Annotated in this window: 24 protein-coding genes; 10 read left to right on the plus strand and 14 right to left on the minus strand. The window is 72.5% G+C overall.

Features of this window, described 5'->3' with window-relative positions; translation table 11 throughout:
• The first annotated feature begins 55 nt into the window (after nt 1-55).
• From PSEJ31_RS0108065 to PSEJ31_RS0108075, 3 genes are all read left to right on the plus strand, one after another.
• Nucleotides 56-703 carry a thiol:disulfide interchange protein DsbA/DsbL gene (locus PSEJ31_RS0108065; RefSeq protein ID WP_028915167.1) on the plus strand — a complete coding sequence of 216 codons (648 nt, stop codon included), beginning with the start codon at nt 56-58 and terminating at the stop codon, nt 701-703.
• A gap of 39 nt (nt 704-742) precedes the next feature.
• Nucleotides 743-1552: a thiol:disulfide interchange protein DsbA/DsbL gene (locus PSEJ31_RS0108070; protein ID WP_028915168.1), complete on the plus strand. Its 810-nt coding sequence runs from the start codon at nt 743-745 to the stop codon at nt 1550-1552.
• A gap of 110 nt (nt 1553-1662) precedes the next feature.
• On the plus strand, nt 1663-2403 hold the full coding sequence (locus PSEJ31_RS0108075; RefSeq protein WP_026010609.1) for an endonuclease/exonuclease/phosphatase family protein: 741 nt from the start codon (nt 1663-1665) through the stop codon (nt 2401-2403).
• A gap of 12 nt (nt 2404-2415) precedes the next feature.
• Here the strand turns inward: PSEJ31_RS0108075 and PSEJ31_RS0108080 are convergent, their stop codons facing one another.
• Nucleotides 2416-3192, minus strand: a complete 777-nt coding sequence (locus PSEJ31_RS0108080) for an SDR family oxidoreductase (RefSeq protein ID WP_019399006.1) — start codon at nt 3190-3192, stop codon at nt 2416-2418.
• Nucleotides 3193-3238: 46 nt separating this feature from the next.
• On the opposite strand from PSEJ31_RS0108080, the gene PSEJ31_RS0108085 reads away from it, so the two are divergent.
• A complete protein-coding gene (locus PSEJ31_RS0108085) occupies nt 3239-3460 on the plus strand; it encodes a hypothetical protein (protein ID WP_037034810.1) in 222 nt (73 codons plus the stop codon).
• A gap of 21 nt (nt 3461-3481) precedes the next feature.
• Here the strand turns inward: PSEJ31_RS0108085 and sppA are convergent, their stop codons facing one another.
• Both sppA and PSEJ31_RS0108095 read right to left on the minus strand, forming a co-directional pair.
• Nucleotides 3482-5389 carry a signal peptide peptidase SppA gene (sppA, locus tag PSEJ31_RS0108090; RefSeq protein ID WP_028915170.1) on the minus strand — a complete coding sequence of 636 codons (1908 nt, stop codon included), beginning with the start codon at nt 5387-5389 and terminating at the stop codon, nt 3482-3484.
• A 70-nt stretch (nt 5390-5459) separates the two neighbouring features.
• Nucleotides 5460-6854, minus strand: coding sequence for an MATE family efflux transporter (locus PSEJ31_RS0108095; protein WP_028915171.1), 1395 nt, complete (start codon nt 6852-6854; stop codon nt 5460-5462).
• A 64-nt stretch (nt 6855-6918) separates the two neighbouring features.
• Between PSEJ31_RS0108095 and PSEJ31_RS17355 the strand changes: the two genes are divergently transcribed.
• On the plus strand, nt 6919-8034 hold the full coding sequence (locus PSEJ31_RS17355) for a DUF3667 domain-containing protein (protein ID WP_261793090.1): 1116 nt from the start codon (nt 6919-6921) through the stop codon (nt 8032-8034).
• A gap of 3 nt (nt 8035-8037) precedes the next feature.
• On the opposite strand, the gene PSEJ31_RS17250 is transcribed toward PSEJ31_RS17355, so the two are convergent.
• The gene (locus tag PSEJ31_RS17250; RefSeq protein ID WP_232211002.1) at nt 8038-9387 is read right to left on the minus strand and encodes a hypothetical protein; all 1350 of its coding nucleotides are present in this window, start codon (nt 9385-9387) and stop codon (nt 8038-8040) included.
• Between the two features lie 445 nt (nt 9388-9832).
• On the opposite strand from PSEJ31_RS17250, the gene PSEJ31_RS0108110 reads away from it, so the two are divergent.
• On the plus strand, nt 9833-12058 hold the full coding sequence (locus tag PSEJ31_RS0108110; protein WP_028915173.1) for a primosomal protein N': 2226 nt from the start codon (nt 9833-9835) through the stop codon (nt 12056-12058).
• A 13-nt stretch (nt 12059-12071) separates the two neighbouring features.
• On the opposite strand, the gene PSEJ31_RS0108115 is transcribed toward PSEJ31_RS0108110, so the two are convergent.
• Nucleotides 12072-12824, minus strand: coding sequence for an NYN domain-containing protein (locus tag PSEJ31_RS0108115; RefSeq protein WP_019397299.1), 753 nt, complete (start codon nt 12822-12824; stop codon nt 12072-12074).
• An 89-nt stretch (nt 12825-12913) separates the two neighbouring features.
• Here PSEJ31_RS0108115 and PSEJ31_RS0108120 point away from each other — a divergent pair, with 89 nt between their 5' ends.
• A complete protein-coding gene (locus tag PSEJ31_RS0108120; protein ID WP_028915174.1) occupies nt 12914-14224 on the plus strand; it encodes an MFS transporter in 1311 nt (436 codons plus the stop codon).
• A 23-nt stretch (nt 14225-14247) separates the two neighbouring features.
• Nucleotides 14248-15540 (plus strand): NAD(P)/FAD-dependent oxidoreductase, encoded by a 1293-nt coding sequence (locus PSEJ31_RS0108125; RefSeq protein ID WP_026010226.1) that lies wholly within the window; start codon nt 14248-14250, stop codon nt 15538-15540.
• 9 nt (nt 15541-15549) lie between these two features.
• On the opposite strand, the gene PSEJ31_RS0108130 is transcribed toward PSEJ31_RS0108125, so the two are convergent.
• From PSEJ31_RS0108130 to rhlB, 9 genes are all read right to left on the minus strand, one after another.
• Nucleotides 15550-16173 carry a trimeric intracellular cation channel family protein gene (locus PSEJ31_RS0108130; protein ID WP_019397302.1) on the minus strand — a complete coding sequence of 208 codons (624 nt, stop codon included), beginning with the start codon at nt 16171-16173 and terminating at the stop codon, nt 15550-15552.
• A gap of 126 nt (nt 16174-16299) precedes the next feature.
• Nucleotides 16300-17178 carry an RNA polymerase sigma factor RpoH gene (gene rpoH, locus PSEJ31_RS0108135; RefSeq protein WP_019397303.1) on the minus strand — a complete coding sequence of 293 codons (879 nt, stop codon included), beginning with the start codon at nt 17176-17178 and terminating at the stop codon, nt 16300-16302.
• Between the two features lie 179 nt (nt 17179-17357).
• Nucleotides 17358-18071, minus strand: a complete 714-nt coding sequence (locus PSEJ31_RS0108140; RefSeq protein ID WP_028915175.1) for a pirin family protein — start codon at nt 18069-18071, stop codon at nt 17358-17360.
• On the minus strand, nt 18068-18442 hold the full coding sequence (locus PSEJ31_RS0108145; RefSeq protein ID WP_019397305.1) for a hypothetical protein: 375 nt from the start codon (nt 18440-18442) through the stop codon (nt 18068-18070). The genes PSEJ31_RS0108140 and PSEJ31_RS0108145 overlap by 4 nt, the downstream gene beginning before the upstream one ends.
• Nucleotides 18443-18539: 97 nt before the next feature.
• On the minus strand, nt 18540-19280 hold the full coding sequence (ung, locus tag PSEJ31_RS0108150; protein WP_028915176.1) for a uracil-DNA glycosylase: 741 nt from the start codon (nt 19278-19280) through the stop codon (nt 18540-18542).
• 33 nt (nt 19281-19313) lie between these two features.
• Nucleotides 19314-20138, minus strand: coding sequence for a response regulator (locus PSEJ31_RS0108155; RefSeq protein ID WP_019397307.1), 825 nt, complete (start codon nt 20136-20138; stop codon nt 19314-19316).
• Nucleotides 20138-21088, minus strand: coding sequence for a permease-like cell division protein FtsX (gene ftsX, locus PSEJ31_RS0108160; protein WP_019397308.1), 951 nt, complete (start codon nt 21086-21088; stop codon nt 20138-20140). Before ftsX ends, PSEJ31_RS0108155 begins: the two co-directional genes overlap by 1 nt.
• Nucleotides 21085-21771 (minus strand): cell division ATP-binding protein FtsE, encoded by a 687-nt coding sequence (gene ftsE / locus PSEJ31_RS0108165; RefSeq protein ID WP_028915177.1) that lies wholly within the window; start codon nt 21769-21771, stop codon nt 21085-21087. Before ftsE ends, ftsX begins: the two co-directional genes overlap by 4 nt.
• A 150-nt stretch (nt 21772-21921) precedes the next feature.
• A complete protein-coding gene (gene rhlB, locus PSEJ31_RS0108170; RefSeq protein WP_028915178.1) occupies nt 21922-23646 on the minus strand; it encodes an ATP-dependent RNA helicase RhlB in 1725 nt (574 codons plus the stop codon).
• Between the two features lie 219 nt (nt 23647-23865).
• Between rhlB and trxA the strand changes: the two genes are divergently transcribed.
• Both trxA and rho read left to right on the plus strand, forming a co-directional pair.
• Nucleotides 23866-24198, plus strand: coding sequence for a thioredoxin TrxA (gene trxA, locus PSEJ31_RS0108175; protein WP_019397840.1), 333 nt, complete (start codon nt 23866-23868; stop codon nt 24196-24198).
• 242 nt (nt 24199-24440) lie between these two features.
• A complete protein-coding gene (gene rho, locus PSEJ31_RS0108180) occupies nt 24441-26234 on the plus strand; it encodes a transcription termination factor Rho (protein WP_028915179.1) in 1794 nt (597 codons plus the stop codon).
• Nucleotides 26235-26267 lie beyond the last annotated feature (33 nt).

Below are 26267 nucleotides of genomic sequence, written 5' to 3' on the forward strand. Positions count from 1 at the left end.
GGCCGGCGTCTTTATTTCCGCCAGGCGCCCAACCGGCGCCGCGAGGAAGCCCGCGATGAAGCCCTTGCTCACCGGACTGCTGTTGCTTTTCCTGGCCCGGGTGCCGGCCGCGCCGGCGGCCACCCCGGAGCTGCAGGAAGGCGTGGACTACGTGCGCATCGAGGCCGGCCCGCTTGACCCGCGCGCCGGCCGGATCGAGGTGGCCGAGGTGTTCGCCTACACCTGCCCGCACTGCGCCAGCTTCGAGCCGCGGCTGCAGGAGTGGAAGCGGCGCCAGCCGGCGGACGTGGACCTGGTGCAGGTGCCGGCGGCCTTCGGCGGCGCCAGCGACGCCTGGGCGCGCACCTACTACGCTTCGCGGCAGCTGGGCGTGGCCACGCGCAGCCACCCGGCGCTGTTCGAGGCCCTGCACCAGCGCCACAGCCTGCCGCGCAACCCCACCCCGCAGGAACTAGGCGAGTTCTTCAAGGACTTCGGCGTCGACCCGGAGCGGCTGCGCGCCGCGCTGGCCGACCCGCAGGTCGGCGAGCAGGTGCGCAAGGCCGGCGCCTGGATCCGCACGATCGACCTGGAAGGCACCCCGAGCCTGGTGGTCAACGGCCGCTACCGGGTGCGCGGCCGCGACTTCGACGACATGCTGCGCATCGCCGGGGCCCTGGTCGCGCGCGAACGTGCCGCCATGCGATCCCAGACTTCCCGTTGACGGCCGCTGGCCGATCCTCATCCTCCCTGGAGACCTGAAATGAATATCCGCCCCTTCCTGACCCTGCTCCTGCTGGCCAGCCTGGCGGCCTGCTCCGGCCAGGATGCCGCCCCGCAGGACAGCCAGCCCGCGCCCCCGGCCACCGAGGCCCCGGCGGGCGACGCCGCCGCCGAGCCGGCGGTGGACGCTGGCGCTGACCCGGCCACGGAAGCGGCGGACGGCGGCGAGGCCGCCGCTCCCGCGGCGCCGGCCCCGGCCGCACCCTCCGGTCCGGCCCCGGTCGCCGGGGTGGACTACCAGGTGATCGAGAACGGCCAGCCGTTCCAGCCGGTGGCCGGCAAGATCGAGGTGGCCGAGGTGTTCGGCTACACCTGCCCGCACTGCGCCAACTTCGACCCGATCCTGGAGGCCTGGGCAAAGCGCCAGCCGGCCGACGTGAACCTGGTCCTGGTGCCGGGCGCGTTCGGTGGCTACTGGACCCCGTACGCGCGCGCCTTCTACACCGCCGAGGCCCTGGGCGTGCTGCCGAAGACCCACGCGGCGACCTTCCGTGCCATCCACCTGGAGCGCAGCCTGCCGGTGAACGCCAACGTCGGTGCCGCCGAGCTGGCCCCGTTCTATGCCCAGTACGGCGTGGATGCCAAGCGCTTCGCCGATACCTTCAACAGCTTCGGCGTGGAGGCCAAGCTCAACCGCGCCCGCCAGTTCGCCGCGCGCGCGCGCATCGAGGGCACCCCGGCGCTGGTGGTGGCCGGCAAGTACACGATCAACGCCGACCAGTACGGCTTCGAGAAGATGCTGGCCACCGCCGAGTGGCTGGTCGCGCAGGAGCGCGGCGGGGCGCGCTGAGCGCCCCGATGGTTTCGCGCATGGACACGCCTCCCCTCCCCGAGCTGGCACCCGGCGAGCCGGGGGGCACCATGCTGGAGGCCGGCGCGCCGCCCACGCGCCGGCTGCGGGTGCTGTCGGCCAACATCCAGGCCGGCTCCAGCACCCGCCGCTACAGCGACTACGTGACCCGCAGCTGGTCGCACGCGCTGCCGGCCGGGCGCAAGCGCACCAGCCTGGATGCGATCGCCAAACTGGCCGCGGAGCACGACATCGTCGGCCTGCAGGAGGCCGACCCGGGCAGCCTGCGTTCGGGCTTCACCAACCAGACCCACTACCTGGCCCAGCGCGCCGGCTTCCACTACTGGACCCACCAGCCCAACCGCAGCGTCGGCGGCGTGGCCTCCAGCGCCAACGGCCTGCTGAGCAAGCTCGAGCCGGTGCGCATCAGCGACTACCCGCTGCCCGGCCGGATCCGCGGCCGCGGCGTGCTGCTGGGCCACTTCGGCGACGGCCGCGAGGGCCTGACCGTGGCGGTGGCGCACCTGTCCCTCGGCGCCAGGTCGCGCCTGGCGCAGCTGTCGTTCATCGCCGAACTGCTGCAGGACCATCCCAACGCGGTGCTGATGGGCGACTTCAACTGCCTGCCCGACGTGCCGGAGATGGAAGTGCTCTACCGCAACACCAGCCTGCGCCCGCCGGAGTGCATCGTGCCGACCTTCCCCAGCTGGAAGCCGCAGCGCGCGATCGACCACATCCTGGTCAGCGGCGAACTGCGCTGCGCCGGGGCACAGGCGCTGCCGGCGGCCTTCTCCGACCACCTGGCGCTGGCGATGGAAATCGAGGTGCCCGAGCGCAGCCTGCGCACCTGAGCGCGCGCCGCCTCAGAACCCGTAGCGCAGGAAGCCGCCGTCCACCGCGATGCACTCGCCGGTGACGTACGAGGACGCCGGCAGGCACAGGAACGCGACCGCCGCGGCCACTTCCTCCGGCTCGCCGATGCGCCGCATCGGGGTGCGTTCCAGCACCTGGTCGTAGTAGTCCGGGTCCGAGAGCGGGCCGGAGGTGCGCCGGGTGCGGATGTACCACGGCGCCACCGCGTTGACCCGGATGCCATCGGCGGCCCATTCGCAGGCCAGGTTGCGGGTCATCTGGTGCATGGCCGCCTTGGTCATGCCGTAGACCACGCCGGAACGCACGTGGGTCAGGCCGGACACGCTGCCGACGTTGACGATGCACGAGGCGGCGTGGCGCGCCAGCAGCGGGTGCGCGTAGCGCGACAGCTCGAAAGCCGAGAACAGGTTGGTCTCGAAGATCGCGCGCCACTCGTCCTCGGTGTAGTCCACCGCCGGGCGGGTGACGTTGCCGCCGGCGTTGTTCACCAGGACGTGCAGGCCGTCGCCGTGGTCCTCGGCCCAGTCCAGGATCGCCTGGCGGTCCTCGTCGTCGGCCACGTCCGCGGCCATGCCATGGAAGGACTGCTGCGGGTACAGCTCCTCCAGCTCCTCGCAGGCGTCCTGCAGCGGATCCTCGTTGCGCGCCACCAGCAGCAGGTCCGCGCCCAGCGCGGCCAGCTCGCGCGCGATCGCCAGGCCGATGCCGGCGCTCGCGCCGGTCACCAGGGCCAGCTGTCCATCCAGTCGCCAGCGGTTCGTGCTCATGGGCGCTAGGATAGCCCGCGGTCCCTGCCACCGGGAGCGAACGCAAATGCGAAGCCAACCGAGCCGCCTGGCCGCAGCCGTCGTCCTGCTGGGACTGGCCGCGTGCCGGCCCGAACCGCCGCAGCCCGAGCGGCCGCCCGAGCCGCGGGCCACCGCCCTGCGCGATGCGATGCAGGCCCCGCTGCAGGAAGCGCGCGCGGCCGACCAGGCCTTGCAGGACGCCGCGGCCCGGCGCGATGCCGCCGCGGCGGCCACGGCCGACGACTGACGCCGGCCGCGGCCCGCCGGGCTACAGGCCGCAGAAGCAGTAGGCCAGCGACTTCACCGGCGCGCCGTCGCGGTCGCGCATGGCTTCCTCGACGAAGCGCAGCTGCGCCTCGGCCTCCGGCATGGTGCGCGCCAGCAGCGCGCGCGCCAGCGCGCTGTCGTCCAGCAGCGCGGCCGCCAGGCGGCTGCCGGCCAGGCCGGCCATGAACTGCGCCAGCGGCGAGGGATCCTTCTCCACGTAGCGCAGGCGGAACTTGCCATCCTCCAGCCCGGCGCGGGTGGCGGCGTCGGCGACCGCGTCCGACAGCCCGCCCATCGCGTCGACCAGGCCGCGCTCCAGCGCCTGGGCGCCGCTCCACACCCGGCCGCGGGCCACCGCGTCGATTTCCTCGACCTTGCGCTGGCGCGCCTCGGCGACCTTGCCGATGAAGTCGGCGTAGCCCTTGTCGATCACCGCCTGGATCACCCGCGCCACGTCCGGGTCCAGCGGGCGGGTGACGTCGAACGCGCCGGCGTAGCGGGTGGTGCCGACGCCGTCGGTGTGCACGCCGATCTTGTCCAGCGTGCGGGTGAAGTTGGGCACCAGGCCGAAGATGCCGATCGAGCCGGTGATCGTGGACGGGTCGGCGTAGATGCGGTCGGCGTCCATGCTGATCCAGTAGCCGCCGGAGGCGGCCAGGTCGCCCATCGACACCACCACCGGCTTGCCGGCCTGCTTCAGCAGCGCGACCTCGCGCCGGATCTGCTCGGAGGCGAACACCTCGCCACCGGGCGAATCCACCCGCAGGACCACGGCCTTGACGTCGTCGTCCTCGCGCGCCTGGCGCAGCAGCGCGGCAGTGGATTCGCCGCCGATGCGGCCGGCCGGCTGGTCGCCGCCGATGATTTCGCCCTCGGCCACCACCACCGCCACCTGCGGGCGCTTGTCCAGCGGCAGGGCCTTGCGGTCCAGGTGCTGCAGGTAGGCGCCCAGGCCGATGTTGCGGAAGCCCAGGTCCTCGTCCTCGTCGGCCACGCCGCGCTCGGCCAGCAGGTCCAGCACTTCCTGGCGGGTCTTCAACCCGTCGACCAGCTTCAGTTCCAGCGCGTGGCGGGCGACGTCGCCACCGGCCGCCTCGATGCCCGCGGCCAGCTGGTCGATCTGCGCGGCCAGCTCGGCCCGGTCGAGCTTGCGCGCCGCGGCCACGTCATCCAGGTAGCGGCCCCAGATGTCGTTCATCCAGAACAGGTCCGCTTCCTTGGACTCGGCCGAGGCGGCATCGAGGACGTAGGGCTCGGCCGCAGACTTGTACTCGCCCACGCGGAACAGGTGCACGTCCACGCCCAGCTTGTCCTGCAGGCCCTGGCGGAAGTACTGGCGGTAGCGGCCGATGCCCTGCAGCAGCAGGCTGCCCATCGGGTCCAGGTAGACCTCGTCGGCCTGCGCCGCCAGCAGGTACTGGCCCTGGCCCAGGTTCTCGGAGAACGCCACCACCTGCTTGCCCGACTCGCGCAGGCTGGCCAGCGCCGCGGCCAGTTCGCGCAGCGAGGCGTAGCCGGACGGCTGCAGGCCGTCCAGGCGCAGCAGCACGCGCTCGATCTTGTCGTCCCCGCGCGCGGCCTCGATCGCCCGCAGCAGGTCGCGCAGCTGCACCTCGCCGGCGTCCTGGCCGCCCAGGGCCCGGCCCAGCGCGCGGCTCACCGGGTCGGTGGTGTACTGCTCCACCAACCGCCCCTGCGGCGCCAGCACCAGGGTGGTCCGCTCCTGCATCGGCTGTGCGCCGCCGCCACCGCGGCCCACCGCGACCACGAAGACCAGCAGGAACAGGAACAGCAGCCCGAAGAACAGCAGGTTGAGGACCAGCCGCCGGACGAAGTTCATCACGTCCCACAGCCCCACGAAGAACGTGGCGATCGGGTTGCGGGGGCGGGGCAGCGGGGGTGGGATCATCGGGAGCTCCGGCAGGGGACGTCGGTCCGGTGGCGATTAGGGGACAGCATAACGGCGCCGCCGGGGGTATTCATGCGCCTGAAGTAACCGTGCCGGAGGGCGCGGCCACCGGCGGCGGCAGGCGGCGCAGGCTGTGGTGCAGGCGCCAGCCCATCAGCACCGCGGCGGCGGTCAGGCCCAGGATCAGGCCGGTCCACATGCCCTGCGGGCCGCGGCCCAGGCCCAGGCCCAGCCAGGCGCCCAGCGGCATGCCGATGCCCCAGTACGAGACCATTGCAAGGAACATCGGCACGCGGGTGTCGCGCAGCCCGCGCAGGGCGCCGGCGGACATCACCTGCACGCCGTCCGGGAACTGGAAGGTGGCCGCGTACAGCAGCAGCACCGAGGCGGTGGCGGCCACCGCCGCGTCGCGGGTGTAGATGGCGACGATCGCGTCGTGCCCCAGCAGCATCACCAGCGCCGAGCAGGCCTGGGTGGCCAGGACGATGGTGTATCCGGCACGCGCGGCGCGGCGCACGCCCATCGGGTCGCCGGCACCCAGCGCGCGCCCCACCCGCACCGTGGTCGCCTCGGCCAGGCCCATCGGCACCATGAAGCACAGCGCCGAGACGTTGATCGCGATCTGGTGCGCGGCCGCCGGCACCTCGCCCAGGCGCGCGATCAGCAGCGCGGTGGCGATGAACAGGCCACCTTCCATCAGCACGGTCACGCCGATCGGCAGGCCGGTGGCGAGCAGGCCGCGGATGTCGGCCCAGCGCGGCGGATCGAAGCGCGCGAACAGCCCCAGCGGCGCGAACCGGCGCGAGCGCGCCAGGTAACCGGCAAAGCACAGCGCCTGCAGCCACATCACCACCGCCGAGGCCGCTCCCAGGCCGGCCGGCCCCATCTCCGGCAGCGGGCCGAGGCCGAAGGTCAGCACGTAGCCCAGCGGCGCCAGCACGCCCAGCCCGGCGAAGCCCAGGACCATGGTCGGCAGGGTCCAGTGCAGGCCCTCGCTGAGGTAGCGCATGCAGAAGAACAGGATCAGCGCCGGCACGCCCCAGCGGATGGCATGGGCGAAGGCGGTGGCGCCGGGCACGATTTCCGGGGCGATGCCGAACGCGGCCAGCGCCAGCGGCGCCAGGCTCAGGAACGCGAACATCAGCAGTCCCAGGCCCGCGCCCAGCCACAGCGCCTGGCGGAACAGCGGCGCGATCGCGTCGCGGCGGCCGCTGCCGTCCAGCTGCGAGACCGAGGCGGTGAGCGCGATCAGGGTCCCGATCGGCACCATCATCGGCAGCCACAGCAGGGCGGTCCCGACCGTCACCGAGGCCAGGGTCAGGGTGCCGTGGCGTCCGGCGATGACGTTGTCGACGAAGCTGATCAGGCCGGTGGACACGTGCCCCAGCACCAGCGGCAGGGCGAGCGTGATCGTGGCGAGCAGCTCCGGGCCGAGGCGGCGCCCCGGCGGGGAGGATGCGGACATGGGGGATCGGCGGGGAAGCTGCGGTCGTGCCGGGGGCACTGGCACCGGGCTCCGCGGGCTGGCTATGTTACCCCTCCCCACGCCACGCCACCACGCCGTGCACGAAGGCCATCCGCGCGCCTGCGCCAACTGTTCCACCGAGCTCCACGGCGAGTACTGCCACCACTGCGGCCAGCACGCGCACAACCCGGTGCGCAGCTTCGCCCATGCCGTGGAGGAGGTGTTCGAATCGTTCTGGCACCTGGACGGGCGCATCTTCCTGACCCTGCGCCGGCTGCTGGTGCCCGGGCGCCTGGCGCTGGACTACCTGCAGGGCCGGCGCGCGCCCTACGTGGCGCCGATGCGGCTGTTCGTGGTGCTGTGCGTGCTGACCTTCTTCGTCGGCCGCCTGGTGATCCACCTGGGCGACGAGCCGGACGGCCAGGGCCCGAACCTGTCGGTGGAGGCGATCGACCGCTCGCTGGAGGAAGCCACCACGGTGGAGGAAGTCGAGCGCATCCGCAGCCAGCGCGTGGCCGACCTGGAGGAGGCGCGCGAGGCGCTGCCGCCCTACCTGGAGCCGGCGCGGGTCGGCATGGACCGCACCATCGCCGGGCTGCACGCGCAGGCCGACGCGCGGGTGCGGGCGCTCGGCGGCACGCCCGCGCCGCGCCCGGCCCAGGCCACGCCGCAGGCCGAAACCCGGCGCGAGCCAAGCACCTGGATCGAGCGGATCGGCGCGCGCATGGCGCGCAACGCCGAGCGCCTGCAGGATGATCCGGACCTGCTGACCAACGCCTTCCTCGGCAGCGTGCCCACCGCGCTGTTCCTGCTGGTACCGGTGTTCGCGCTGCTGCTGAAGCTGGCCTACCTCGGCAGCGGCCGGGTGTACCTGGAGCACCTGGTGGTGGCGCTCTACAGCCACGCCTTCCTGTGCCTGGCCCTGCTCGGGGAGATGCTGCTGTCGCTGCTGGCGGACTGGACCAGCACCTTCGTGCCGCTGGTGGCCGCCGGCATGGGCATGGTCGCGCTGGCGCTGTGGCTGTGGATGCCGACCTACCTGCTGCTGATGCAGAAGCGGGTCTACGGCGACGGCTGGGTGGCGACCCTGCTGCGCTTCGGCGCGATCGGCACGGTCTACTCGGTGATGATGCTGTTGGCGGCGGTCGTGGTGCTGCTGCTGAGCCTGGTGCGGCTGTAGCGCTCAGCGCCGCGCCGCCTCCTCCAGCCAGGAGCCGCTCCGCGCCGGCGGCAACGCCAGCAACTCGCGGCGCAGCTCGATCCGGCCGGCCGGGGACTGCCGCCGCAGCACCTCGGCCAGCTGCGCGCGCTGCGCCCCGTCCATGCCGCGCAGGACCTGCAGCAGCCGCGCGCGTTCCTCCTCCGGCACGTAGCCCAGCCACGGCTGCAGCCGCGGCCAGTCGTTGCCCAGCTCCGGGCCGAACAGCCAGCCGCGGCGTTCCATGCCGTCCAGCGCGGCGAAGCGTTGCCGCAGCCGCTGCTGCTCGTCCGGCGGCAGGGACAGGAAGCGCGCGCCGGCCTCGCGCAGCCGCGCCTGCTCGTGCGCTGGCAGCCCGGTCCAGGCCTGCTGCGGCGGCGGCCCGCCTTCCGGCGCGGTCGGCGCCTGCACCGGCGCCAGCCCGTCCTCCTCGCGCTCGATCCGCGACTCCGGCGCACCGGCGGCATACCAGGCCAGCAGCGCCAGGTCCGCGACCACCGGGTCGGCCGGCAGTTCCTCCAGCGGCCGCGGCATCGGCTCGGCCGGCACCGCCGGCGGCCCGGGATCCGGCAGCGGTTCGACCAGGATCGGGCCGGGATCGTGCACCCGCAGGTCATCCACCGCGGGCCCGCCGTCGGCGTCCGCGGCCGGCGGCAACGGCGATCCCGGCTGTCGCCACCACCACAGCGCGGCACCGGCCAGCAGGGCCAGCAGCACGAGCAGCAGCGCCGGCCACCACCGCGACCGACGCCGGGCACGCCGCGGCGCCGGGCGCTCGGGCGACGCGGCGGCCGGGGCCTCCGGGCTGCCCGCGCCGGCGAGCGCGGTCTGGCGCAGGGCGGCGATGCGCTCCAGCCGGCTCTCCGGCAGTTCGCGCGCGGCGTGCTGGATGGCCTGGGCCAGGCGGTGCCAGGCGGCCACGTCCACCTCGCCGGCGGCATCGCGCGGGCAGGCCGCGGCCAGGCGCTCGCGATAGGTCTCCAGCGGGATGCCCAGCGCGTCGGCGGCCGGCTCCTCGTCCAGGCCGCCGGCCAGGCGCAGCAGCAGGGCGCGGCGGTCGGCCGGGGCCGGGCCGGCCAGCACCTCCAGTTCACCCGGCCAGTGGCCGGGGCCGGCTTCCAGCGGGCAGGTCGCCAGCAAGCGCCAGAAGCGGGCGGGCCACTCGGCCATCGGCAACTGCCCGGCCTCGGCCTTAAACGTGCGGCTGGCACCGGCCAGGGCGTGGTCGGCCGCGTCCGGGTCACCGCCCTGCAGCCACAGGAACACCCATGCGCGGCGTTCGCTGCCCCGGAGAAAGGCGGCCAGCGCCGGCGGTACGTCGGTGTGGGGGTGCAATTCTGATCCCGTGGAGCGTCGACAGGCCCGCGATGATATGCGCCCCGGCCGCGCCATGGCGCCTTGACGGATGCCCGATCAGGCGCTCCCCCCAGTGTTTATGCGGCCTGCGCCGGATCGGTTGTGCACAGCGCAAGCGCGCACAGGCTTGCGTGTCAAGGCGATATGACGCACCGCAAACCTTCACCTTTGTTCCACGGCCAAACCCATGATTTACAAGCACTTTTTCAGATGGCGTTTTTTTGACCAACCTGAGCGAGTGCCCGTTCTGGCCGCATTTGCGGCGTGAAGCCAGAGCCTCATGCACAAGGTTATCCACAGCTCGTGTGGATAACGGCGTTTCCCCTGTCAGGGCGGTGAGTTACGTAGCCTTTAGAAAGGTAACGCTAGCAATCCGCCGCAGGGCAGCAAACCGGGACCCGGCCCGGCCGCTTAGACTTCCGCCATGTCCCTCCCCGCTCCCACGGCAGACTGCCTCCGGGTCGCCTTGCCGGTACCCCTGCCGCGCCTGTTCGACTACCTGCCCCCGGCGGGAACGGTCGCCGGCGCCGGCGACGTGGGCCGGCGGGTACGGGTGCCGTTCGGCCAGCGCGAGCTGGTCGGGGTGGTGGCCGCGGTCGGGCCGGCCGAGGTCGGCGACGGCCTGCGCCAGGCCCTGGCCGTGCTCGACCCCGAGCCGCTGCTGCAGGGCGAGTTACTGGACTCCCTGCGCTGGCTGGCGCGCTACACCCATGCCCCGCTGGGGGAGGTCCTGGCCACCGCCCTGCCCAGCGCGCTGCGCAGCGGCGAGCCGCTGCCGGACACCCATGCCTGGGCCTGGCAGCTGACCGAGGCCGGGCGCACCGCCAGTGCCGGCCTGCGCCGCGGCACCCGCCCGCAACGGCTGGCCGCCCTGCTGCAGGACGGCCCGGTGGACGAGGACCGCCTGGCACTGGAGATCGACGGCTGGCGCGAGGCCGCGCGCGGGCTGCTCAAGCGCGGCCTGGTGGAACGGGTCGCGGTACCGGCCAGCGCCATGGCCCCGGCGCCGCAGCCCGGCCCGGAGCCCAACCCCGAGCAGGCCGAGGCGATCTCCACCCTGCGGGCCGCGCGCGGCTTCAGCCCGGTGCTGCTGGAAGGCGTGACCGGCAGCGGCAAGACCGAGGTCTACCTGCACGCCATCGCCGAATGCCTGGCCCGCGGCCGCCAGGCGCTGGTGCTGGTCCCGGAAATCGGCCTGACCCCGCAGACCCTGGCCCGCTTCCGCGCCCGCCTGGGCGTGCCGGTGCACGCGCTGCACTCGGGCCTGGCCGATGGCGAGCGCGCGCGGGTATGGGCGGCGGCCTGGCGCGGCGAGGCGCGGGTGATCGTCGGCACCCGCTCGGCGGTGTTCACCCCGCTGCCGGAGGCCGGGCTGATCGTGGTCGACGAGGAACACGACGGCAGCTACAAGCAGCAGGACGGTATCCGCTACCACGCCCGCGACTTCGCCCTGGTGCGCGGCAAGGCACTGGACGTGCCGGTGCTGCTGGGCAGCGCCACGCCCTCGCTGGAAACCCTGCACAACGCCTGCGCCGGCCGCTACGGCTACCTGCGCCTGCGCCGCCGCGCCGGCGATGCGCGCCCGCCGGCCGTGCGCATCCTCGACGTGCGCAAGCGCCCGCTGCAGGCCGGGCTGGCGCCGGAGACCCTGCAGATGGTCGAGGCCGCGCTCAAGGACGGCGGCCAGGTGCTGGTATTCAAGAACCGTCGCGGCTACGCCCCGGTGCTGCTGTGCCACGACTGCGGCTGGAGCGCGCACTGCCCGCGCTGCAGTACCGAGGTGCAGTCCACGCCAATGACCGTGCACGCCGGCGGCGGGCGCCTGGTCTGCCACCACTGCGGCCACCGCCAGTCGCGCGCGCTGGCCTGCCCGGACTGCGCCAGCCTGGCGCTGCAGCCGCAGGGCGTGGGCACCGAGCGCCTGGAGGAGCTGCTGGCCGAACGCTTCGCCGGCTGGCCGGTGCTGCGCATCGACCGCGGCACCACCGCGCGCCGCGACGGCCTGCAGAAGCTGCTGGCCGAACTGGGCGACAAGCCCGGCATCCTGGTCGGCACCCAGATCCTGGCCAAGGGCCACGACCTGCCCAACCTCACCCGGGTGGTGGTGGTCGGCGTGGACGAGGGCCTGTTCTCCTCCGACTTCCGCGGCGGCGAGAAGCTGGCCCAGCTGCTGGTGCAGGTCGCCGGCCGCGCGGGCCGTGCGCGCAAGCCCGGCGAGGTGTGGTGGCAGACCCACCACCCCGACCATCCGCTGCTGCACGCGCTGATCAACGGCGGCTACGAATCCTTCGCCGCGGCCGAGCTGGTCCAGCGCGAGGCCGCGGCGTTCCCGCCCTATGCGCACCTGGCGATGCTGCGCGCCGAGGCCGGCCAGGTCGAGGCCGCCAGCGCGTTCCTGCGCGCGGCGCGGCACGTGCTGGAGGACGCCGCGTTCGCCGGCGGCAAGGCCCCGGAGGTCGAGCTGCACGGTCCGATCACCGCGCCGATGGCGCGCCGCGCCGGCCATTACCGCATGCAGCTGCTGGTGTCCTCGGCGCGGCGCGGCGCCCTGCATGCCTGCCTGGATGCCGCGCTGCCGGCGCTGTATGCGCTGCCGGAAGCGCGTCGCGCACGCTGGTCGCTGGACGTGGACCCGGTGGACCTGTACTGAGCGCGGCGCCGGCTCAGCCGGCCTTCTTCCGGGCCGGGGCCCGGCGGCGGGGCTTGTCGCGCACCCACAGGGTCTTGCCCTCCTCGCGCATCTCGAACAGGCCGGTGGCCTTCACCAGGTCCGAGAGCTTGCGGTAGCCGTAGTTGCGCGGGTCGAACGAGGCCTGGTTGCCGATCTGGCTGCCGACCACGTCCAGCCGGGTCCAGCCGTCGTCGCCACTGCCGGCATCCACCGCGCTGCGCAGCATCTGCACCAGGCGCGCGTCGTTGCGCAGTTCCTGCGGGTCCTTCGGCGCGGTGGTGCTGGCCTGGCCGTTGTCGGCGGCCGGCGTGCCCAGGGCCTCGACGTAGGTGAACTTTGAGCAGGCGTTGACGAAGGGCATCGGCGTCTTCTTCTCGCCGAAGCCGTAGACCTTCATGCCGTCGGTCAGCAGGCGCATCACCAGCGGGGTGAAGTCGGCATCGCTGGAGACGATGGCGAAGCCGTCGAGGTTGCGCGCGTACAGCAGGTCCATGGCGTCGATCACCATGGCCATGTCCGAGGCGTTCTTGCCGCTGGAATAGGCGAACTGCTGGATCGGCCGGATCGCGTACTCGTGCAGCACCGCTTCCCAGCTTTTGAGGTTGGGGCTCTTCCAGTTGCCGTAGGCGCGGCGCACGTTGGCCACGCCGTGGCGCGCCACCTCGGCCAGGACCAGGTCGATCTTCGAGGCCGGCGCGTTGTCGGCGTCGATCAGCAGGGCAATGCGTTTTTCCGGTTCGGCCATGGCGACGCCTCGATGTGGACCGGCGGCAGTCTGGCACAGGGGGGATCGCCGCGCCGCCAACGCGGCGCCCGCCGTGCCATCATCCGCCCATGGCCGCGACCCGCGAACTCACCCCCGCCCGGCGCCTGCGCAGCATCTTCAGCGGCTCGGTCGGCAACCTGGTGGAGTGGTACGACTGGTACGTCTACGCGGCGTTCTCGCTGTACTTCGCCGAGGTGTTCTTCCCCGGCGGCGACCGCACCAGCCAGCTGCTGAAGACCGCGGCGATCTTCGCGGTCGGCTTCCTGATGCGGCCGCTGGGCGGCTGGCTGCTGGGACGCTACGCCGACCGCCACGGGCGCAAGGCCGCGCTGCTGCTTTCGGTATGGATGATGTGCAGCGGCTCGCTGCTGATCGCGCTGACCCCCGGCTACGCCAGCATCGGCATCGCCGCGCCGGTGCTGCTGGTGCTGGCGCGGCTGCTTCAGGGCCTTTCGGTCGGCGGCGAGTATGGCACCTCGGCCACCTACCTCAGCGAGATGGCCAGCCGCGAGCACCGCGGCTTCTGGTCCAGCTTCCAGTACGTGACCCTGGTGCTGGGCCACCTGCTGGCACTGGGCGTGCTGCTTTCCCTGCAGCAGCTGCTCGACGCGGAGCAGCTGCGCGCCTGGGGCTGGCGCATCCCGTTCGCGATCGGTGCCCTGGCCGCGCTGGCGGCGCTATGGCTGCGGCGGACCATGCTCGAGACCGAGTCGTTCGTGCGCAGCGAGGCCGACGGCTCGCCGGCGCACCAGCGCCGCCAGGGCACGCTGCGCCTGCTGCTGCGGCACCCGCGTGCGCTGCTGAGCGTGGTCGGCCTGACCATGGGCGGCACCCTGGCCTTCTATACGTACACGACCTACGTGCACAAGTTCCTGGTCAACAGCGCCGGGCTTTCCAGCGAGAGCGCGGCGCGGGTCAACGCCGGCACGCTGTTCGCGTACATGCTGCTGCAGCCGCTGGTGGGCGCGCTGTCCGACCGCATCGGCCGGCGCCCGGTGCTGATCGCCTTCGGCGTGCTCGGCACCCTGCTCACCGTGCCGATCCTCGACCGCCTGCAGACGGTGCAGACCGCCGGCGAGGCGTTCTGGCTGGTACTGCTGGCGCTGGCGGTGGTCAGCGGCTACACCGCGATCAATGCGGTGGTGAAGGCCGAGCTGTTCCCGGTGGAGGTCCGCGCCCTGGGCGTGGGCCTGCCCTACGCGCTGACCGTGGCGATCTTCGGCGGCAGCGCCGAATACATCGCCCTGTGGTTCAAGCAGCACGGCATCGAGCGCGGCTTCTACTGGTACGTCACCGCCTGCATTGCATGCTCGCTGCTGGTGTACCTGTGGATGCCCGATACCCGGCGGCATTCGCGCATCGACCAGGATCCCGCCTGACGGCCCACCCCACCGGAGCCCCCATGAGCGCAGCCCCTCCCGATCGCCCCCATCTGGTCGTGATCGGAGGCGGCTTCGCCGGGCTCTGGGCCACCCGCGCGCTGGCCCGGGCGCCGCTGCGCATCACCCTGGTCGACCGCAGCAACCACCACCTGTTCCAGCCGCTGCTGTACCAGGTGGCGACGGCGGGACTCTCGGCACCGGATATCGCCGCGCCGCTGCGCCATATCCTGCGCCGCCAGCGCAACGTGGAGATCCGCCTGGCCGAGGCCAACGCGATCGATCCGCAGGCGCGCTGCGTCGCCCTCGCCGATGGAACCCGGTTGCAATACGACTACCTGCTGCTGGCCACCGGCGCGACCCACGCCTACTTCGGCAACGAACAGTGGGCCAGGCACGCGCCGGGCCTGAAGTCGCTGGACGATGCGCTGGAACTGCGGCGCAAGCTGCTGCTGGCGTTCGAGCGCGCCGAGGCCTGCGACGATCCGGCCGAGCGCGCGGCCTGGCTGGAATTCGCCATCGTCGGCGGAGGGCCGACCGGGGTGGAGCTGGCCGGCACCCTGGCCGAGATCGCGCGCCATACCCTGCGCGACCAGTTCCGCAACATCGATCCGGCCAGCGCGCGCGTGCGCCTGATCGAGGCCGGACCGCGCGTGCTCGCCTCTTTCCCCGAGGCGCTTTCGCAGAAGGCGCGGCGCCAGCTGGAGAAGCTGGGCGTGGAAGTCAGCACCGGCGTGCCGGTGACCGGTATCGACGCCGGCGGCTACCGGCTGGGCGACACCTACGTGCGTTCACGCACCATCGTCTGGGCCGCCGGCGTGGCCGCTTCGCCGCTGGCGCGCTCGCTGGGCGTGCCGCTGGATCGCGCCGGGCGCGTGCCGGTCGGGCCGGACCTGTCGGTACCGGGCCATCCGGAGATCTTCGTGGCCGGCGACCTGGCCGCGGTGAAACAGGCCGACGGTTCGCCGGTACCGGGCGTGGCGCCGGCGGCCAAGCAGATGGGCCGGCATGTCGCCCGCGCGATCCAGGCGCGGCTGCAGGGCGTGCCCGCGCGGCCGTTCCGCTACCGCGACTTCGGCAACCTGGCCACGATCGGGCGCATGGCCGCGGTAGTCGACATCCACGGCCTGCGGCTGTCGGGCGTGCTGGCCTGGTGGTTCTGGCTGGCCGCGCACGTGTTCTTCCTGATCGGCTTCCGCAACCGCCTGGTGGTGCTGCTCAACTGGGCCTGGGCCTACTGGAGCCACCAGCGCGCGGCGCGGATCATCCTCGGCCGCGAGCCTGGCGGCGAACCCGGCGCGCCACCGCCGCCGTAGCGTTCCTCCTCAGCCGCGGTCGTCGGGCAGGTGCGCCGCCGGCAGATGCCAGCCGTGGCGGATGGCCATGTAGCGCAGGCCGAAGCAGACCAGCGCGCCCACCGCCATCGCCGGCGTACGCGGCAGGTCGAACACATCGGCCAGCGCGACCACGCCGCCGCCGGCCAGGGCCGCCACCGCGTACAGCTCGGCCTTGAGCACCACCGGGATGCGCGCCACCAGCACGTCGCGGGCCACGCCGCCGCCGATGCCGCTGAGCATGCCCAGCAGGGTCGCGGCAAATGGCGAGAGCCCGTAGTCCAGTGCCTTGCTGGTACCCAGCACCGCGAACAGGGCCAGGCCGGCGCCATCGAACACCTGCACCGGGTTGCGCATGCGCTCGATGGCCTGGTGGCGGTAGAACGTCACCACGCCGGCAAGCATCGCCACGGCCAGGTAGCGCCAGTCGGCCAGCGCCGCCGGTGGCTGTGCGCCAATCAACACGTCGCGCGCCAGGCCGCCGGACACCGCCGCGGCGCAGGACAGCACCAGCACGCCGAACACGTCCAGGCGGTAGCGCACCGCGAGGGTGCCGCCGCTGAGGGCGAACACGAAGGTGCCGAGCAGGTCGAACAGCAGCAGGAGCAGGCTCACGGCGTGTCAGGTCCCGGGATCCAGGGGAAGCATCGCAGCGGCCGGCGGCGGTGTCATGCCGGCGCCGCGCAAACAAAACGGCCCGGGGAAACCCGGGCCGTCGGCGTGGCGCGCTGGTTGGCGGCTTCAGGCCGCCAGCAGCGCGCGCATCTTCTTCATGGCGTTGGCCTCGATCTGGCGGATGCGCTCGGCGGACACGCCGTACTCGTCGGCCAGCTCCTGCAGGGTCACCTTGTTCTCGTCGTCCAGCCAGCGGCGGGCGATGATGTCGCGCGAACGCGCGTCGAGGTTGGCCAGGCCCTCGCGCAGCAGTTCCAGCTGGTGGCCTTCGCTGTCCTCGCGCTCGTAGGCCTGCGAGGGATCCTCGTCGTGCGCCACCAGGTAGGCGGCCGGCGACGGCAGGGCGTGGTCCTCGTCCTCGTCGACGGGCGCGTCGAAGCCGATGTCGCGGCCGGACAGGCGCGCCTCCATCTCCAGCACCTCGCGCTCGGAGACGTTGAGGTCCTTCGCCACCGCGCTGACCTCGGCGGCGTTCATCCAGCCCAGGCGGGTCTTGGCCTTGCGCAGGTTGAAGAACAGCTTGCGCTGGGCCTTGGTCGTGGCGACCTTCACGATGCGCCAGTTCTTGAGGATGAACTCGTGGATCTCGGCGCGGATCCAGTGCACGGCGAAGCTGACCAGGCGCACGCCCAGGTCGGGGTCGAAGCGCTTGACCGCCTTCATCAGGCCGATGTTGCCTTCCTGGATCAGGTCGCCCAGCTGCAGGCCATAGCCGTTGTAGCCGCGGGCGACGTGCACCACGAAGCGCAGGTGCGAATGCACCAGTTCGCGCGCGGCATCCAGGTCGTTCTGGTCGCGGTAGCGGCGCGCCAGCGCCTGTTCCTGCTCCACGCTCAGCACCGGGATCTGGTGCACGGCGCTGATGTAGGCGTCGAGCGAGCCGAGCGGGCTGGGAACCGGCAGGTTGTTGGCGACGAGCGCGGTGGAACGGATGGTCTGGGTCATGGCAGGCATCTTAGCAATCGGGGGGTTGGACTGCTAACGCCGGGACTGGTTCCCCAGCATTGCGGTGGTGGAACGATTCCGTTCAGCGAATCGCAAGGAAAACAGGCACTTGGACGAGCCGGGAAGCATGCCCCAGACTCCGCCACGGGGCCGTGAGTTCCCCGGATGCGACCCCGGTCTCACTCCGACGGCAGCGGTGGCAGGTCGAACACCAGGACCTCGGCGCCCTCGCCGGCCTCGATCCGGACCTCCGCCTCGTCGCGGTAGCGCAGGGCGTCGCCGGCGACCAGGCGCTGGCCATTGACGGTGGCGGCGCCGCGAAGCAGGTGGACGTAGGCCAGCCGCCCGGGGGCCAGGGCCAGCCGCGCCTGCTCGGCGCCGTCGAACAGGCCCGCGTACAGGCGCGCGTCCTGGTGCATGCGCAGCGAGCCTTCGGCCCCGTCCGGGGACACCAGCAGGCGCAGGCGGCCACGCTTCTCCTCCGGGGCGAAGCGCTTCTGCTCGTAGCCGGGGGCGATCCCGGTGCGCTCGGGCAGGATCCAGATCTGCAGGAAGTGGGTGGTCCGCTCCGGGTCCGGGTTGAACTCGGAGTGGGTGACCCCGGTGCCGGCGCTCATGCGCTGGACCTCGCCCGGGAGGATGCGCTCGACGTTGCCCATCGAGTCGCGATGCGCCAGCGCGCCCTCCAGCACGTAGCTGATGATCTCCATGTCGCGGTGGCCGTGGGTGCCGAAGCCCTGGCCGCCGGCGACCCGGTCCTCGTTGATCACCCGCAGCGGGCCCCAGTGCACGTGCTCGGGGTCGAAATAGCCGGCGAAGGAGAAGCTGTGCCAGGAGTCCAGCCAACCGTGGTTGGCGTGGCCGCGTTCGCGGGCCGGGCGCAGGGTGATCAATGGGCACCTCCGGGGTGCAGGCGGGAAGGATGGGCCTGGCTGGCGCGGGCGCGGCGCCAGGCATCGAAGCTGAAATCGCCGGCGCCGTGCGCCGCCAGCAGCACCAGGCCGCCGCCCAGGAACAGGCTGCGCGCCAGCTCGATCACCTGTTGCGGTTCGCCCGGGGCGGGCACGCCCAGGGCCGGCGCCAGCACGAGGACGGCCAGCGCCAGCGCCGCCGGCCGGGTCCAGGCGCCGGCCAGCAGCGCCAAGGCGGCAGCCAGGCCGGCCAGCCCCGCCAGGGCGCCGGCATCGGCCAGCATGGCCCAGGCCTCGCCGCCCAGCACCAGGGCCAGGGCGATGCGCGCGAGCAGTGCATATAGATGGTGCATGGCGGCCTCGTGGGGATGCCCCGCGGGGAAAGCGGGGCTCCGGATGGCGGCCAGCATGATTGCTTTCACCGGCGGGATAAACCCGCCAATGGAATACTTATTGTTCTACCCATGACTTTTCGGCCCGCAGCATGACCTCGACCTCGGCCCGCGGCGGCAGCGACCAGTCCACCGGTGCCTGGCCGCGGCGGACCAGGTACTCGTTGGCCGCGGCGAAGTGGCCGCAGCCGAAGAAGCCGCGATAGGCCGACAGCGGCGAGGGGTGCGGGGCCTTCAGCACCCGGTGGCGGCGGGAATCGATGATCCGGCCCTTGGCCTGGGCGTAGCTGCCCCAGAGCATGAACACCAGGCCCTCGCGCTCGCGCGCCAGGGTCTCGATGGCGTGGTCGGTGAAGCCTTCCCAGCCCTTGCCCTGGTGCGAGCCGGCACGGCCCTGTTCCACCGACAGCACGGCGTTGAGCAGCAGCACCCCGCGCCGCGCCCAGGGCAGCAGGCAGCCGTGGTCCGGGCGCGGCAGCCCCAGCTCGTCGCCGATCTCCTTGAAGATGTTCTCCAGCGACGGCGGCACCGGCACCCCCGGCAGCACCGAGAAGCACAGGCCATGGGCCTGGCCCGGGCCGTGGTACGGATCCTGGCCCAGGATCACCACCTTGACCTGGTCGAACGGGGTGGCGTCGAACGCGGCGAACAGGCGTGGCCCGGGCGGATACACCTGCACCCCGGCGGCCTTGCGCTGGCGCAGGAACGCCGACAGCTCGCGCATCTCCGGGCGCAGCAGCCAGTCGCCGATGCGCGCCTTCCAGGACGGCTCGAGGCGGATGACGGGTTCGTCGGCCATGGGGGACTGCATCTCCTGCCGCGCGGCGCGCCGCTAGCGGTCTTCCAGCCGCGCCAGGCGCAGCTGGAACAGCACCTTGGTGACCAGCAGGCGTTCCTCGATCGGCTTCTGCACCAGGTCGTTGGCGCCGGCGCGCAGCAGCTCGGACTGGTTGTGGCGGTTGGCATCGCCGGTCATGACCAGCACCGGCAGGCGGCGCTTGCCGTAGTCGAAGTCGATGCGGATGCGCTCGACCACGTCGCGGCCGCTCAGCTCGCCCTTGAGGGTCACGTCGGTCAGCACCAGGTCGATGCGCGGCACCCGGCCCAGCGACTCGGCGGTCAGCAGCGCGAACGCCTCCTCGGCGGTGAGCACGTGCACCACCTCCAGCTGCTGGCGCTCGAGCATGCGCTTGGTGGCCTCGGCCACCACCCGGCTGTCCTCGATGTAGAGCACGCGCGCGCCGGCGATCGGCTGCGGCTGCACGTAGCCGCGGATGAACTCGACCAGGGCCTCGTGGCCCAGCGACTTGTCGAAGTAGTCGGTGACGTATTCGGTGAAGCGGCGCTCGACCAGGTGCTGCTGGGCGTCGCCGGAGACCACGATGATCGGCACGTAGGCCTGGGCCGCGGCGCGCACGCTGCGCGCCAGCTCCATGCCGTCGCCGTCCGGCAGCGACAGCGCGGTGGTCACCAGGTCGACCGGGCCGGCCTCCAGCGCCTCGCGCGCCTCCTCGATGCTGGAACAGCCCACCACTTCAACGCCCGGCAGTTCGCGCACCAGCACGTCGGCAATCAGCTTGCGTACCAGCTTGGAACCATCGGCGACCATCACCCTGGGGTTGTCGCGGATCAGGTATTTCAGGTCGTGCGAGGCCATCAGGTCTCCGTGGGACGGGTCTGGCGCAGGAAATGGCCGGTGACCGCCCAGGCCCCCAGCCACCCCAGCAGGACGGTGCCCACCAATACCATCGCGGAGTGGAAGGCATCCAGTCCCTGCAGCGCGAAACGGCTGCCGTAGCTCTGGCTGAGCGCGGCCAGCGGCCCGCCCAGGGCGGCGCCGGCGGCGGCGATCAGGCCCAGCGCGAGCACCCCGGCGCCCAGGCCGTACCAGGCGCCCAGGTACAGGAACGGGCGGCGGATGAAGCCGTCGCTGGCGCCCAGCAGCTGCAGCACGCCGATCTCCTCGCGCCGCGACTGGATGTCCAGGCGCACGGTGTTGCCGACCACCAGCAGCGCGCCCAGGCCCAGCAGCACCGACAGCACCTGGACCACGCGCTGGCCGAAGCGCAGCCAGGCATCCAGGCGCTGCCGCCAGAGCGCGTCGTGCTGCACCAGGTCGGCCTGCGGCAGCGCCTCCAGCTCGGCCGCCAGCCGGGCCTCGTCGGCCTCCGCGGCGGGGGTGACCACCAGCAGCGCCGGCAGCGGGTTGTCGCCCAGCGCGTCGATCGCCTCGCCCAGGCCGGCTTCGCGCAGCTCGGCCAGGCCCTGCTCGGGGCTGCGCAACTCGACCGCGGCCACCCCGGCGCGGCCGCGCAGCTGCCCGGCCAGCATGGACGCCGCCGGCATGGCCACGTCCTGCTTCAGGAACACGTTGATCTCGCGCGACTGCTGCACGCTGCCGGCGAAGTGGCGCAGGTTGTCCATCACGATCGACAGGCCCAGCGGCAGCGCCAGGGCCAGGCCCATGACCGCCACGGTCAGCAGGGTCGCCCAGGGCTTGCCCGCGGCGCGGCCGGCGCTGAAGGCCAGGCTGTGCAGGTGCTGGTCGAACCACACGCGCAGGCGCGAGGGCGCGGAGGGGGCGGTCGCCTTCTTCGCGGTGCTCATTCGGCCAGGTCCTTCGGCGAGATGTCGTCGACCAGGCGACCGTGGTCCAGCACCAGCACCCGCTTGCGCATGCGCTTGAGCAGGGCCAGGTCGTGGCTGACCACCAGCACGCTGGTGCCGCGCTCGGGCAGCCCGGCGAACAGGGCCATGATCTCCGCGGCGAGGGTCGGGTCGAGGTTGCCGGTCGGTTCGTCGGCCACCAGCAGCGGCGGCTCGGCGATGATCGCCCGGGCGATGCCCACGCGCTGCTGCTCGCCGGCCGACAGCTGGGTCGGCAACGCCTTCTCGCGGTGGCCCAGGCCCATGCGTTCGAGCACCGAGCGCACCCGCTTGCCGATCTCGGCGCGGCGGGTGCCGCGCAGGATCAGCGGCAGGGCCACGTTCTCGCCGACGGTGCGGTCGGTCAGCAGGCGGTGGTCCTGGTAGACCACGCCGACCTGGCGCCGGTGCAGGGCGACCTTGCCGCCACGCACGCGCTGCAGGTTGCGCTCGCCCAGCAGCACCGCGCCGCGGGTGGGGCGTTCGGACAGGTGGATGAGCTTGAGCAGGGTGCTCTTGCCGGCGCCGGAATGGCCGGTGACGAACAGCATCTCGCCCTCGTCCACGCCGAAGCTGACATCGACCAGCGCCTGGTGCCCCCCGGGGTACTGCTTGCTGACGTTTTCGAATCGCAGGACGGTCATGCCGCGATTATGCGGGGGCGCGCACGGCGAAGCGACCGCGACGGCGACGGCCGGCAGGAATCGTGGCTCCAGACGCACGTATCCCCGGACGTGGCGGCCACGACCGGGGATACGGGATGCAGCGAAGCGCCGCCCGCGCGGGGCGACGGATCAGCCGCCGACCAGCGAACGCAGCTTGCGGCCGATGCGGCCCAGCAGGGACTCGCGCTTGGGCTCCTGGGCCGGCACGGGACCACGTACCGACGGGGCCGACTGGCGGATCGCCGGCACCGCGGACGGATTGGCCTGGTCGCCGGCCTGCACCGCACCGTCGACCGGCTTGCCGCGACGGCGGCGACGGCGCTTGCGCGGGGCGCGCTCGCCCTCGCCGGCCACGGCCGGGACCTCGTTGCCCTCGACCGGCGGCTGCTGGCGCGGCGCGCGCTCCGGCGCGGCCGCCTGGGCCTCGCCAGCGGCGGCGGGAGCAGCGGCCTCGACCTGCGGCTTGCGGCGCGGACGACGCTCGCCGCCCTCGCGGCGCTCGCCACCGCTGCGGCCAGCGCCGGCGCCGCCACGGCCGGCGCGCGAACGGCCGCCACCGCGGCGCTCCTCGTCGGCGGCGCGCTGCTCGCGCGCCTCGCGGAAGATCTGGCCGATGCTCTCCTCCTCGCCCTCTTCCGCGGACTCGCCTTCCGGACGCACGCGCTCCGGGCGCGGCAGCGGGGTCAGCAGCTCCGGGGTGACCGGCTCGGACGGGATCTTCTGCTCGATGTAGGCCTCGATGTCCGGCAGGCTCATCGCGTAGCGCTCGCAGGCGAAGCTGATCGCGTCGCCCTCCTCGCCCAGGCGCGCGGTGCGGCCGATGCGGTGGACGTAGTCCTCGGCGTCGAACGGCAGGTCGTAGTTGTAGACGTACTTGATGCCGTCGATGTGCAGGCCGCGGGCGGCCACGTCGGTGGCCACCAGGATCTCCAGCTGGCCCTTCTGGAAGCGGTTGAGCAGGGTCTCGCGCTTCTTCTGCGGCACGTCGCCGGACAGCACGCCCACGCGGTAGCCGGCCTTCTCCAGGGCACGGGCCACGCGCTCGACGTACACCTTGGTGTTGACGAACACCATGGTGCGGGCGCCCTCGCTGCGCGACAGCAGGCCCAGCAGCAGCGGCAGCTTCTCCTCGTCGGCCGGGTAGTAGAGCTTCTGGCGCACGCGCGCGGCGGTGACCGTCTCGGCCTCCACCACCAGCTTCTCCGGCTCGTTCATGTGCTCGTAGGCCAGCTCCAGCACGCGGTGGCTGAGGGTGGCCGAGAACAGCAGGGTCTGGCGCTCGGTGCGCACCGGCATGCGCCGCAGCAGGAAGCGGATGTCCTTGATGAAGCCGAGGTCGAACATGCGGTCGGCCTCGTCCAGCACGCACACCTCGCAGGCATGCAGGGACACCACCTTGTGCTGCTTGACGTAGTCGATCAGGCGGCCGGGGGTGGCGATGATCACGTCCACGCCCTGCTGCAGCAGCTCACGCTGCTTGTCGTAGTCCACGCCGCCGTAGACCAGGGCGAAGCGCAGGCCCAGGTGCGAGCCGAACTTGACCGCGTCCTTGTGGATCTGGATCGCCAGCTCGCGGGTCGGGGCCAGGATCAGCGCGCGCGGATCCTCCGGCTTGCGCTCGGCCAGGGCCGGGCGGGTCAGCAGGCGGTTCATCACCGCGACCAGGAAGGCCAGGGTCTTGCCGGTGCCGGTCTGGGCCTGGCCGGCGACGTCGCGCCCGGCCAGGGCGACCGGCAGGGTCAGCGCCTGGATCGGGGTGCAGCGGGTGAAGCCTGCCGACTCGAGCCCGGCGAGCAGCTCCGGATGCAGGTCGAAGGAGGAAAACGTTACATCGGTCAGCGGCTTGTCGCTCATCATCCAGTCTTCATGTGGCCTGGCCCAGCGTGGCCGGACAGGCGGCCTTTGGCGGCCTTGCAAATACGTTCCCGGCCGCCGCACACTGCGCCGGCGCCGGGCCGCGCGGCCGTCGGTGGGACGGTGTAGCCCACTTGACATCTCCGCGGAACGCCCCAGTTTAACCCAAGCAGCCCCCCGCCCTGCGTGGAGGGCATCCGCAATCCCACGGAGACCCAAGTGAACGACAAGGTGATGCATATCGGCGATGCCGATTTCGACAGCGCCGTGCTGCAATCCCAGGAACCGGTCCTGGTGGACTTCTGGGCCGAATGGTGCGGCCCGTGCAAGATGATCTCGCCGATCATCGACGAGCTCGCCGAGGCCTACGAGGGCCGCATGAAGGTGGCCAAGGTCAACATCGACCAGAACCGGGCCACGGCGATCAAGTACCACGTGCGCTCGATCCCGATGCTGCTGCTGTTCAAGGACGGCCAGGTCCAGGCGACCCAGGTCGGCGCGGTCGGCAAGGGCCAGCTGACCCAGATGATCGACAAGACCCTGGCGGCCTGAAGCCGCCGCGGCGGGCGGCCACGGCCGCCTGCCGCACGGGCCTGAACGCAGGCCCCGCCCGCCTCCCGCGGCGCTTGCCGCCGCCAGGAACCTGGTGCTAGTGTCGGCAGGTCCGGTCGCGCTGCGCGGCCGCCGTCCCGCCGGAACGTTGCCGCCGCAAGTCGCGCCAGGCCGGCGCACCCCACCCACGAGTCATCCGCCCGCTTCCGGGCGCTCGCATCTGCCAGCGAGGAATTCCAGTCTTGTCCGAGAACACCCAGCCTGAAGCGCCCGGGAGCGACGACGCACCCGCCGAGAAGCGCGCCCGCAAGCGCGTGGCCAAGCCCGCCGACGCCGCTGCCGGCGCCGCCGAATCCACCCCCGCCAACCCGCCGGTCCAGGCTGCGCTGCCGATGCCCTCGGCGCCGGCCGCTGCCGCTCCGGCGCCTGCCGCCCCGGCCCCGGCCCCGGCCGCGCAGGGCGGCGCCCAGAACGCGCCGCAGGCGGCCGAGTCCGCGCCGGCCCAGCAGCCGTCCGCCCCGCAGGGTGGCGGCCAGCAGGGCGCGCCGCAGAGCCAGAACGGCCAGAACGGCAACGGCGGCCAGGGCGGCAACGACGGCGGCGAGCGCGAGCAGCGCGAGGGCGGCGGCCGCAACCGCCGCGAGCGCTTCCGCAACCGCCGCGAACGCCAGCGCGAGCGCTTCCGCGAGGAAGGCGGCATGCAGGACGAGGGCGGCAACGGCGGCCAGCAGAACCCGCAGCGGCCGCAGCCGAGCGTGCCCGAGGGCTTCCCGACCTACACCCTCAGCGACCTCAAGCGCATGCCCGCACACAAGCTGCTGGAGATCGCCGAGCAGCTGAACATCCACGAGGGCGTGGCCCGCGCGCGCAAGCAGGACGTGATCTTCGCCCTGCTGAAGGTGCTCACCCGCCACGGCGAGGGCGTGCAGGCCGACGGCGTGCTGGAGATCCTGCCGGACGGCTACGGCTTCCTGCGCAGCGCCGAGGCCAGCTACCTGGCCGGCCCGGACGACACCTACATCTCGCCCAGCCAGATCCGCCGCTTCAACCTGCGTACCGGCGACCACCTGTCCGGCCGCATCCGCTGGCCCAAGGACGGCGAGCGCTACTTCGCCCTGTCGGTGGTGGACACCATCAACGGCGAGCCGCTGGAGGCGAGCAAGAACAAGACCCTGTTCGAGAACCTGACCCCGCTGTTCCCGCGCCGGCGATTCCGGCTGGAGCGCGGCGACGGCTCGACCGAGGACATCACCGGCCGCATCCTCGACCTGATGGCCCCGCAGGGCAAGGGCCAGCGCTCGCTGATCGTCTCCCAGCCGAAGGCGGGCAAGACGATGATGATGCAGCAGATCGCCACCGCGATCACGACCAACCACCCGGACGTGCACCTGATCGTGCTGCTGATCGACGAGCGCCCGGAGGAAGTGACCGAGATGCAGCGCACCGTGCGCGGCGAGGTCATCTCCTCGACCTTCGACGAGCCGGCCGCGCGCCACGTGCAGGTCGCCGAGATGGTGATCGAGCGCGCCAAGCGCCTGGTCGAGCACAAGAAGGACGTGGTGATCCTGCTCGACTCGATCACCCGCCTGGCCCGCGCCTACAACAACGTGGTGCCGTCCTCGGGCAAGGTCCTGACCGGCGGCGTGGACGCCAACGCCCTGCACCGCCCGAAGCGCTTCTTCGGCGCGGCGCGCAACGTCGAGGAAGGCGGCTCGCTGACCATCATCGCCACCGCGCTGATCGACACCGGCAGCAAGATGGACGAGGTGATCTACGAGGAGTTCAAGGGCACCGGCAACTCCGAGGTGCACCTGAGCCGCCGCATCGCCGAGAAGCGCGTGTTCCCGGCCATCGACATCAACCGCTCCGGCACCCGCCGCGAGGACCTGCTGATCGAGCCGGAACTGCTGCAGAAGATCTGGATCCTGCGCAAGCTCCTGCACCCGATGGACGAGATCGGCGCGATGGAGTTCATGCTCGACAAGATGAAGAACACCAAGTCCAACGACGAGTTCTTCAGCTCGATGAAGCGCTGAAGGCCGCCCGCAAGGCGCAGCCAGGCAACACGG

The organism is Pseudoxanthomonas sp. J31 (genome assembly GCF_000510725.1).
Classification (GTDB): Bacteria; Pseudomonadota; Gammaproteobacteria; order Xanthomonadales; family Xanthomonadaceae; genus Pseudoxanthomonas.